Annotated in this window: 5 protein-coding genes; 2 read left to right on the top strand and 3 right to left on the bottom strand. The window is 67.6% G+C overall.

Features of this window, described 5'->3' with window-relative positions; all coding sequences use genetic code 11:
- Positions 1–136: 136 nt before the first annotated feature.
- From ASG72_RS01270 to ASG72_RS01260, 3 genes are all read right to left on the bottom strand, one after another.
- A complete protein-coding gene (locus ASG72_RS01270) occupies positions 137–1,243 on the bottom strand; it encodes an NAD(P)/FAD-dependent oxidoreductase (protein WP_056707861.1) in 1,107 nt (368 codons plus the stop codon).
- 15 nt (positions 1,244–1,258) lie between these two features.
- Positions 1,259–2,431, bottom strand: coding sequence for a M20 aminoacylase family protein (locus tag ASG72_RS01265; protein ID WP_056709851.1), 1,173 nt, complete (start codon positions 2,429–2,431; stop codon positions 1,259–1,261).
- A 137-nt stretch (positions 2,432–2,568) separates the two neighbouring features.
- Entirely contained in the window at positions 2,569–3,546 is a 978-nt protein-coding gene (locus ASG72_RS01260; RefSeq protein WP_056707858.1) for a pyridoxal-phosphate dependent enzyme, read from the bottom strand.
- Between the two features lie 251 nt (positions 3,547–3,797).
- On the opposite strand from ASG72_RS01260, the gene argE reads away from it, so the two are divergent.
- Both argE and ASG72_RS01250 read left to right on the top strand, forming a co-directional pair.
- Complete coding sequence (gene argE / locus ASG72_RS01255; RefSeq protein ID WP_244488655.1) at positions 3,798–4,949, top strand: acetylornithine deacetylase; 1,152 nt, start codon at positions 3,798–3,800, stop codon at positions 4,947–4,949.
- A gap of 139 nt (positions 4,950–5,088) precedes the next feature.
- The gene (locus ASG72_RS01250) at positions 5,089–6,690 is read left to right on the top strand and encodes an ABC transporter substrate-binding protein (protein WP_056707849.1); all 1,602 of its coding nucleotides are present in this window, start codon (positions 5,089–5,091) and stop codon (positions 6,688–6,690) included.
- The last annotated feature ends 101 nt before the right edge of the window (positions 6,691–6,791 follow it).

The raw sequence follows: 6,791 nt of genomic DNA, 5'->3' as shown, positions 1-6,791 counted from the left end.
ACCGCGCTGCGCGGCTGAAACCCGTCATTGCGAGCGCAGCGAAGCAACCCAGGGGGTGAGCGCACGGCGCTCTGGATTGCTTCGCTGTGCTCGCAAGGACGGTAGGGGGAGGCAGAATCGCACCGGACCGCTGTCCTCACGCCGCCAGCCGCTCCACCGCTAGCTCCGCGATCGCCAGCGAACTCGTCAGCCCCGGGCTCTCGATGCCCAGCAGGTTGACGAGATCCGGCACGCCATGGACCTCGGGCCCGTCGATGCGGAAATCCGGCATGGGCTGCGAGGCGTCATGCAGCTTCGGCCTGATGCCGGCATAATCGGCGACCAGCGCCCCATCGGGCAGGCCCGGCCAATAGCTCCGGATCGCGGCGTAGAACCGCTCCGCGCGGGCGGGATCGACGACGAGATCCTGGTCGTCCGCCACCCATTCCACATCCGGCCCGAACTTGACCCGTCCGGCGAGGTCGATGGTCGCATGGATGCCCAGCCCCGCCGCCTCGGGGATCGGATAGACCAGATGTGTGAAGGGCTGCTTGCCCAGCAGCGCGAAGTAATTGCCCTTGGCGAAATGCTGGACCGGCACATGCGGCGCCGGAAAGCCCTCGAGCTTCGCCAGGAGCCGCGGCGCGCCATGGCCTGCCGCGTTGACGATCGTCCTGACGCTGTAGGTCGCGGGATCGTCGCCGCCGAAATCCACGCTGAACCCGGCAGCCTCGCGCCGCCAGCCGGTGATCGGCGTGTTGAGCGCCAGCGAACCGCCGGCCGCCTCGCATTCCCCGAGCAGCGACAGCATCAGCGCGTGGCTGTCGACGACGCCGGTCTCGGGCGAGAGCAGTGCGATCTCGCAGCGGACCTCCGGCTCCAGCGCGCGCGCCTCCGCGGCGTCGACCCAGCGCAGGCTGTCCACGCCGGAGGCGAGGGCGCGGGCCATGATCGTCTCCAGCGCCGGCTTCTGCGCCGCGCTGGTCGCCACGATCAGCTTGCCGCAGGCCTTGTAGGGCAGGCCGCGCTCATCGAGATAGGCGTAGAGCCGCTTGCGCCCTTCGACGCAGACCCGCGCCTTCAGCGACCCCGGCGGGTAGTAGATCCCCGCATGGATGACCTCGCTGTTGCGCGCCGAGGTCTGGGTGCCGATGCCGTCGGCCGCCTCGGCGATGACGACCTCGCGCCCCGCCAGCGCCAGCGCCCGCGCGACGGCGAGGCCGACGACGCCGGCCCCGATCACAAGGCAATCGATATCGCTCATCGCCTGGCCTGGAGCTCAGCCGCGCTGCGGCATGGCGGTCTCGACGAGGTTCGCCCAATAGGTCACGCCGACCGGGATCGCCTCGTCGTTGAACTCATAGGCCGGGTGATGCAGCCCGGCCGAGTCGCCATTGCCGATATTGACGAAGGCGCCGGGGCGCTCCTCCAGCATGTAGGAGAAATCCTCCGAGCCCATGGTCGGCGGCACCGAGGTGTCGACCTTGCCTTCGCCGAAGGCCGCCTCGATCGTGCTGGTCACGAATTCGGTCTGCGCGGCATGGTTGAAGGTGATGGGATAGCCGAGATGGTAGTCCAGCGTGTACTCCATCTCGAAGGCCTTCATCAGCCCGTCGACGATGTCGGTGATGCGCTGCTGCGCCAGCGCGCGCATCTCCGGCGTCAGCGTCCGCACCGTGCCCTTGAGCTCGGCCGTCTGCGGGATCACGTTGAACGCCTCGCCCGCCAGCAGGGCGGTGACCGAGACGACGACGGAGTCGAGCGGGTTGGCGTTGCGCGAGGAGATCGTCTGCATCGCCGTCACCAGCTGGCTGGCGGCCACGATCGGATCCTTCACCCGGTGCGGCGCCGCGGCATGGCCGCCGAGGCCTTCGATCTTGATGTGGAAACGGTCGGCCGCCGCCATGGTCGGGCCCTTGCGCACGTCGAACTGGCCGACCGGCAGGCCCGGCTTGTTGTGCATGCCATAGACCTCCTGGATGCCGAAACGGGTCATCAGCCCGTCGTCGATCATCGCCTTCGCGCCGGCGCCGCCCTCTTCGGCCGGTTGGAAGATCACCACGGCGGTGCCGTCGAAATCGCGGGTCTCGGCGAGATATTTCGCCGCGCCGAGCAGCATCGCGGTATGGCCGTCATGGCCGCAGGCATGCATCTTTCCCGGCACGGTGGAACGATGCTCGAGATTGGTCTCCTCATGGATCGGCAGCGCATCCATGTCGGCCCGCATGGCGATCACCTTGCCCGAGCCCTGGCCGCGACCCTTGATCACCCCGACGACGCCGGTCTTGCCGATGCCGGCGACGACCTCGTCCACGCCCCATTCCGTCAGCTTCTGCGCGACCACGCCGGCGGTACGATGCACGTCGTACATCAGCTCGGGATGGCGGTGCAGGTCGCGGCGGATGGCGGTGATCTCGGGAGCGAGCGCGGCGATCAGTTCGGATTTGGGCATCGGATCCTCGGGCGGAAGAAGGGCGGCCAGCCTTGGCAGGAACCGGGTGGCCTCGCCCACACCTAGCGCGACGCAGGCGCGCCGTCCAAGTCCAATGCGGCATGAGGGGCGGGTGCGCAGCGAATAATGCCGATGGGTTACACGCCGAACTGGCGGCGCCACCCGTCGAGATCCTCCAGCGCGACGTTCGAGCCGCACAGGATCAGCCCGACCCGCTCGCCCGGCTTGAACAGGTCCTTGCGCGCCTCCGCCGCCGCCACCACGCAGGCCGCGGCCGGCTCCAGCAGCACGCGCCCGTTCTGCAGCACCCAGACGATCTCGCGCACCGCCGCCGCATCCGGCACCACGATGATGTCCTCCAGCAGCTCGCGCGCCGCCGCCATGGTCCGCTCGGTCGCGAAGGGGGCGTTGAGCGTCCGGGCGATGGAGGTGGCCCGGATCGGCACCGGCTTTCCGGCCGCCAGCGCCTGCGTCATCGTCGTCGCGCCCTCGGTCTCGACGCCATGGATGCGGATCGCGGGGTCGAGACCCTTCAGCGCCGCGGCCACCCCGGCCGCGAAGCCGCCGCCGCCGATCGACAGGAAGACATGGTCGAGCCGCCCGCTGGCATCGGCCACCACCTCCAGCCCCAGCGTGCCATGGCCGGCTATGATCGCGGGATCGTCGAAGGAATGGACATGCACCATGCCGCGCTTCTCATAGGCGGCGGCCCGTTCGAACGCCTCGACCGCGTCCTCGCACAGCTCGACCTCGCCGCCGAGGCTGCGGGTCATCTCGATGTTGAACGCCGCCACGTCCTTCGGCATCAGCACCAGCGCCCGCGCGCCCAGGCTCTTGGCGACGAGGGCGAGCGCGATGGCGTGGTTGCCGCCGGAGACGGTGACGACCCCGCGCGCCAGCTCGGTCTCGCTCATCTGCATCATCTTGTTGAAGCAGCCGCGGACCTTGAACGACCCGCCGATCTGCAGGCTCTCGACCTTGACCATGGTCTCGACGCCGAGCCGCGCCGACAGGCCGGCGCTGTGATAGGTCGGCGTGCGCCTGATGCGCCCCGAGAGCCGCGCCGCAGCGGATTGGATATGGGCGAGGGTCACGTCGAAGGCGGTCTTGGTCATGGTCGGCCCTTTGCTGCCTCTGCGCGACGGACGGAGCGCGGAGGGCAGGGCTCCGGCCCGATCAAGCTGGGCCTCTTCAGGATGATGGCTGCCGGAGCAAATGCAAGAGCCGCGCGCCGATCGAGGCGCATGGGCCGGGCGATCGCCGCCGGTCACCCCGCCATGCGCCAAAGCCGTTGACCGCGTCCCGCGTCCGCCTACCCTGCACCGCCATCCTCATGCCCCTCCCGACACATCGGAAAGATCGCATCGTGACCCTGACGCCCAAGGACATGCTGGCCAAGCTGGTTTCGTTCAACACGGAATCGCAGCGCAGCAATCTGGAGCTGATCCATTTCTGCCGCGACTATCTCGCCGGCCTCGGCGTCGACAGCCGGATCGTCCCGAGCCCCGACGGGCAGAAGGCGAATCTCTATGCCACGATCGGCCCGCAGGCGGCCGGCGGCATCGTGCTTTCGGGCCACACCGACGTCGTCCCGGTCGCCGGGCAGGACTGGAGTTCCGACCCCTGGACGCTGACCGAGCGCGACGGCAGGCTCTATGGCCGTGGCGCCTGCGACATGAAGGGCTTCGACGCCATTGCGCTGGCCCTGGTGCCGGAGATGCTGAAGGCGCCGCTGAAGCGCCCCGTCCATATCGCGCTCTCCTATGACGAGGAGGTCGGCTGCCAGGGCGTGCGGGTGATGATCAAGGACATGGTGCAGGCCGGCTTCGCCCCCTCCGCCGTGATCGTCGGCGAGCCCTCGATGATGCAGGTGGTGACGGGTCACAAGGGCGGCATGCGGATGCGCACCACGGTGCGCGGCCATGCCGTGCATTCGAGCCGGGTTCATGCCGGCGTGCCGGCGGTGATGATCGCGGCCGAGCTGATCCACTGGCACAATGAGGTGATGGCGGAGAACAAGGCCCGCACCCCGGCCGATACCGGCTTCGAGCCGCCCTATACCACCCTCCATGTCGGCGTCGTGCAGGGCGGCACCGCCGTCAACATCACCGCGGAGCATTGCTCCTTCACCCATGAGGTGCGCTGCATTCCGGGCGAAAGCGACGAGGCTTACGAGCAGCGCTACCGCGCCAAACTGGCCGAGGTCGAGGCCCGGATGCAGGCGATCGCCCCGGAAACCGGCATTGATTTCGAGGTCACCTCCTACACCCCGGCCATGGGGCCGGAGCAGGGCGGCGCGGCCGAGACTCTGTGCCGCCGCCTCACCGGCGACAATGGCAGCCACGTCGTCTCCTATGGCACCGAGGGCGGGCTCTTCCAGCGTGCCGGCTGGTCGACCGTGGTCTGCGGCCCCGGCGACATCGCCCAGGCCCATCAGCCAGACGAGTTCCTGTCGGTGGATCAGCTGGAGAAGGGCACGCAGTTCGTCCGCGGCGTGATCGCCGAGCTCTCCCGCTGAGCGCTGCCGCAAAAACATGCGGATGGTCGTCCGGCGGCATGCGCATTGCGCATGTTAGCCCCGTGACTCGCGCGGAATGTATGGATAAGGTCTCGCCTTCGCCGGCCCGAGAGGCCCGGCCAAGGGGAGGCACTATCCGATGAAACCGCGTTTTCTCGCTCTCGCCGCGGCGCTGCTGGGCGCATCCGTTCTGGCCCTCGCCACGGCCGAGGCACGCCCGCTGAAATGGGCCGCCTCCGGGGATGCCCTGACGCTGGATCCGCATGCCCAGAACGAGGGTCCGACGACCTCGCTCAACCAGCACATCTATGAAAGCCTGACGGAGCGGGACCATGCCGGCAAGCTGCTGCCGCTGCTCGCCACCTCCTGGCGCGTCCTGCCCGAGGATCCCACCGTCTGGGAGTTCAAGCTCCAGCAGGGGGTCAAGTTTCATGACGGCTCGGCCCTGACGGCCGATGACGTGGTGTTCTCCTATGAGCGCGCCATGCAGCCGACCTCGGACTTCAAGGGCTATCTCACCTCGGTCGAGAAGGTCAGCAAGACCGACGACATGACCGTGCAGATCAAGACCAAGGGTCCCAACCCGCTGCTGGTCAACAACACCTCGTCGATCCGCATCCTCAGCAAGGCCTGGGCCGAGAAGAACAACGCGGTCAAGACGCAGGACTTCAAGAACAAGGAAGAGAATTTCGCGGTCCGCAACGCCAACGGCACCGGCCCCTTCATCCTCGTCTCGCGCGAAGCCGACGTGAAGACGGTGATGAAGCGCAACGACGCCTATTGGAACAAGGGCAAGGTGCCGCTGGAGATCACCGAGCTGACGCTGGTTCCGATCAAGCAGGACGCCACCCGCGTCGCCGCCCTGCTCTCCGGCGAGGTCGATTTCGTGCAGGACGTTCCGGTGCAGGACATCGCCCGGCTCAGGAGCCAGCCCAAGATCAAGGTCAATTCGGGCCCTGAGAACCGCACCATCTTCTTCGGCATGAATGTCGGCTCGGCCGATCTCAAGAGCGACAATGTCGAGGGCAAGAACCCCTTCGCCGACAAGCGCGTCCGCCAGGCCCTGAACATGGCGATCAACCGCCCGGCGATCCAGCGCGTGGTGATGCGCGGCGAATCCGTGCCGACCGGCGTGATCATGCCGCCCTTCGTCAATGGCTGGACCAAGGAGCTCGACGCCGCGCCGCCGACCGACATGGCCAAGGCCAAGGCGCTGCTGGCGGAAGCCGGCTACCCCAACGGCTTCTCCACCACGCTGCACTGCCCCAATGACCGCTATGTCAACGACGAGGGCATCTGCCAGGCCGCCGTCGGCATGTTCGGCCAGATCGGCGTCAAGGTGAACCTGGTCTCGCAGTCCAAGTCGATCCATTTCAACCTGATCCAGCGCAACCCGGCGGAGACCGATTTCTACCTCGTCGGCTGGGGCGTGCCGACCTATGACAGCGATTACATCTTCTCCTACATGTACCATTCGCGCACCGGCTCGCAGGGCAGCTGGAACGCCACCGGCTACAGCGACAAGGACGTCGACGCGATGATCCAGTCGCTCTCGCGCGAGGTCGACCTGCCGAAGCGCGACGCGACCATCGCCAAGCTCTGGACCAAGCTGAAGGACGAGACGATCTATCTGCCGATCCACCATCAGTCGCTGAGCTATGCGATGACCGCGCCGCTCGATATCCCCGTCGATGTCGGCAACAATCCCAAGCTCAAGATGGTGTCCTTCAAGGGCTCCTAGTCCCGTCGCGAGCGACGCTCGTGCATCTGCATCGTCATGGTCGGGCGCGTCCCGACCATCCCCGCCTTCGCGCGTCGAGCGCTCCGCCGCCATCGTGGACG

It is taken from the genome of Allobosea sp. Leaf344 (assembly GCF_001426225.1).
Taxonomy (GTDB): Bacteria; Pseudomonadota; Alphaproteobacteria; order Rhizobiales; family Beijerinckiaceae; genus Allobosea.
Note: the sequence above shows the minus strand (reverse complement) of the source record. Positions and strands in the feature narration are given on the sequence as shown.

Bases quoted from the DNA above. Each gene is read 5' to 3' on its own strand.
- ASG72_RS01270 (WP_056707861.1), bottom strand. From the start codon at position 1,243: ATGAGCGATATCGATTGCCTTGTGATCGGGGCCGGCGTCGTCGGCCTC.
- ASG72_RS01265 (WP_056709851.1), bottom strand. From the start codon at position 2,431: ATGCCCAAATCCGAACTGATCGCCGCGCTCGCTCCCGAGATCACCGCC.
- ASG72_RS01260 (WP_056707858.1), bottom strand. From the start codon at position 3,546: ATGACCAAGACCGCCTTCGACGTGACCCTCGCCCATATCCAATCCGCT.
- ASG72_RS01250 (WP_056707849.1), top strand. From the start codon at position 5,089: ATGAAACCGCGTTTTCTCGCTCTCGCCGCGGCGCTGCTGGGCGCATCC.